We start from the raw sequence: 3,217 nt of genomic DNA, 5'->3' as shown, positions 1-3,217 counted from the left end.
GGCCGTAAATGTAGCTTCCGCCCGACGTCGGGTACGCGGCGGCGAGCTGGGCGGAGGACGTCGCGTTGCAGAATGCCACAGTCGACGCGATGACGAGCCCGATCAGCAACCCTGATCCTGCGGCGGAAGCGGCAGGAGTGAAGGCGGCGAACACGCCGGCGCCGATCATCGAGCCCAATCCGATCACGACCGCGTCGAAGGTACCCAGCCGACGGGCCAGGCCCTGGGGGTTGCTCATGGGCCTAGGACTTCCCCGTGACTGTCAGGACGATGAGGACGCAATTGAGTCCCACGATCAGTGCAGCGCTGGTCCACCCGGCAATCCTCAATGGCGTGGAATCCGTGTGGATGCCCATGACTTCGCGCTTGCCGGTGAGCCGGATCAGCGGAATCAAGGCGAAAGGAATGCCGAAGCTCAGCAGGACTTGGCTGAGCACGAGTGCCAGCGTGGGTTCGATGCCCGCGCCGAGAATGACCAGCGCCGGGACCAGCGTAACCACCCGGCGGAGCAGTAGGGGTATTCGGATCTTAAGGAGCCCGCCCATGACCGTTGCTCCGGCGTAGCATCCGACGGACGTTGAAGCGAGGCCTGAGGCAAGCAAACCGATACCGAAAGCCACGCCGATGATCGGACCAAGGGCAGATGTCACAGCTGCATGGGCACCGGCGATCGTGTCGGTTCCTTCGACTCCCCGCAGGCTGGACGCGGCCAAAAGGAGCATGGCGATGTTCACGACCCCGGCAAGCACCAAAGCCCCCACGACGTCCACGCGTGTGATCTTGATGAGCCTCGTCCGTTCAGCGGGGTCCTCCGAGAAACCATGCCGGTCGCGGGCCAGGGCTGAATGCAGGTAGATCGCATGCGGCATGACCGTGGCGCCGAGCATGCTCGCGGCAAGAAGGACAGTGTCCGTGCCCTCGAATCGCGGCACCAGACCCGCCAATACGCCACCGGTCTCCGGGGGATTGACGAAGAGACCCGACACGAAACCAACGGCGATGACGGCCAAGAGCATCATGATGGCGTATTCAAAGGACTTCTGGCCCCGTGACGACTGGAGCGCCAGGAGCAACATGGAAGCCACTCCGATGATGATGCCGCCCATGAGAAGTGGCAGTCCGAAGAGGAGGTTGAGGGCCACGGCTCCGCCGATGACTTCGGCCATGTCGGTAGCCCCGGCCACCACCTCTGCCTGGACCCAGAACAGTCTGCGGCGGTGGGTTCCCAAGCGTTTGCCCAGGAGCTCCGGAAGGCTGTGCCCGGTGGCCAAACCAAGTTTCGCCGATTGGTACTGCACCAGGACCGCCATGATGTTCGCCGCTACCAGGACCCACACGAGGAGGTAGCCGTAATTCGCTCCCGCGGTGAGGTTTGCCGCGACGTTGCCCGGATCGACATAGGCGATCGCAGCCACGAAAGCCGGCCCCAACAGGAGCAGCCGGGACTTCCACCGGGGTTTGCTCGCCGGTCGCTCAACAATCGTGGCAGCCATGGTTTCCTCAACAGCGGGGATACGGACATGATGAGGATACCGTTAAGTTAGGCATACCGAAAAGTAGTTTTTAGGTGCAGCTTGATAAGGCACGCGCTTTGCCCAACTGACTGGCAGTAAGTGTCGCTTTGAGCCCTCAAAACGACATCAACTGCGAGTTAGTTGGGTGCGGCTCAGGCGTGGGTGGGTTCTTCCACCAATGCCGTGGCGATGCTGTCCGCGTCATCGAGTGCGGCGAGGTACCGTTCGGCATCCAGGGCCGCGGCGCAACCCGTGCCGGCGGCCGTAATGGCCTGGCGGTAGCGGTGGTCCACGGCGTCGCCGCAAGCGAAAACTCCGGAGAGGTTGGTAACAGTGGTGGGGGAATCCACCTTGATGTAGCCCTCGGCGTCGAGTTCCACCTGTCCTGCGACAAGGTCCGTCCGCGGGACATGTCCAATGGCCACGAATATGCCGTAGCCGCATGTTCACGCGATTCACCGGATCGTGTGTCGGCCAGGGTAACCCCGGTAACCTTGGCGTCGCCGTGGATCGCCGTGATCGCCGAGTTCCACGCGAAGCGGATTTTCGGATTGTCCTTGGCCCGTTGGGCCATGATCCGGGACGCCCTTAGCTCTTCCCTACGGACGACGACGGTCACGGTCTTCGCGAACCGGGTCAGGAACATCGCCTCTTCCATGGCGGAGTCGCCGCCCCCCACCACGATGATTTCCTGTTCGCGGAAGAAGAAGCCATCGCATGTGGCGCACCATGAAACGCCGTGTCCGCTCAGCCTCTTCTCTTCGGGCAAGCCGAGTTCTTTGTAGGCGGAACCGGTCGCAAGGATTACGGCCGGTGCCTCGTGGGTGTCGCCGGAGCCGGTGACCACGCGCTTGAGGTGCCCGGCCAGCTGGACTTGAGTGACGTCGTCGAACACTATCTTCGCGCCGAAGCGCCCGGCTTGTTCCTGCAGGCCATCCATGAGCTCGGGTCCTGGATTCCGGCGGGGAATCCGGGGAAGTTTTCCACCTCCGTGGTGTTCATCAGCGCGCCGCCGGCGGTGACTGATCCGGCAAGGACGAGGGGGCTCAGGCCCGCCCGGGCGGCATAGATTGCCGCGGTGTAACCGGCGGGGCCGGATCCAATGATGATCAGTTGTTCTTTGCTCATGGGACAAGTGCAACAAGGTCGGGGGATTCAATCAAGGGCTCGTCAATCCATGTGCATAATGGGTGAATGTTCAGCGAAGCCGGAGCCGTCCTGATCCGGCCCATGAATCCCGGGGATTGGCCCGCGGTCCGTGCGATTTTCACGGAGGGTATCGAGACCGGGCAGGCAACCTTTGAAGCGGCAGCCCCGGACTGGGAGCAGTTCAACGCGGGCCGCCTTCCTGATCACCGATTCGTCGCTGTTGCATCCGGCCTCGTGGTGGGGTGGACTGCTGTTTCCGCTGTGTCTGCGCGCCCGGCATATGCCGGTGTCGTCGAACATTCCGTCTATGTCGCCGGTTCTGCGCGCGGACGGGGAGTTGGAGGCCTGCTGTTGAAAACGCTGGCTGCGTCGACCGAAGAGCACGGCATCTGGACCATCCAGTCGAGCATTTTCCCCGAGAACCAGGCCAGCATCCGCCTTCACGAGGCCAACGGATTCACCATTGTTGGCCGTCGCGAACGCATCGCACGCATGAGCACAGGGCCCCTTGCCGGCCAATGGCGCGACACGCTCCTGCTTGAACGGCGCTCACG

General features: G+C 63.0%; 2 protein-coding genes and 2 pseudogenes. 1 reads left to right on the top strand and 3 read right to left on the bottom strand.

Annotated features, from left to right (window positions below; translation table 11 throughout):
- From AHiyo1_RS16885 to trxB, 3 genes and pseudogenes are all read right to left on the bottom strand, one after another.
- Positions 1 to 238: pseudogene (locus AHiyo1_RS16885) on the bottom strand (amino acid permease); the annotation flags it as partial.
- Positions 239 to 242: 4 nt separating this feature from the next.
- Positions 243 to 1,493: an Nramp family divalent metal transporter gene (locus AHiyo1_RS16880; RefSeq protein WP_059389316.1), complete on the bottom strand. Its 1,251-nt coding sequence runs from the start codon at positions 1,491 to 1,493 to the stop codon at positions 243 to 245.
- Positions 1,494 to 1,666: 173 nt separating this feature from the next.
- Positions 1,667 to 2,642, bottom strand: a pseudogene (gene trxB / locus AHiyo1_RS16875) (thioredoxin-disulfide reductase).
- A gap of 66 nt (positions 2,643 to 2,708) precedes the next feature.
- On the opposite strand from trxB, the gene AHiyo1_RS16870 reads away from it, so the two are divergent.
- Positions 2,709 to 3,217: GNAT family N-acetyltransferase (locus tag AHiyo1_RS16870; protein WP_059389315.1), on the top strand; the 509-nt coding region annotated here is incomplete at its 3' end.

The organism is Arthrobacter sp. Hiyo1, assembly GCF_001263615.2.
GTDB lineage: Bacteria > Actinomycetota > Actinomycetes > Actinomycetales > Micrococcaceae > Arthrobacter.
The sequence above is the reverse complement of the archived record's forward strand: the minus strand, read 5'-3'. Positions and strand labels throughout refer to the sequence as shown.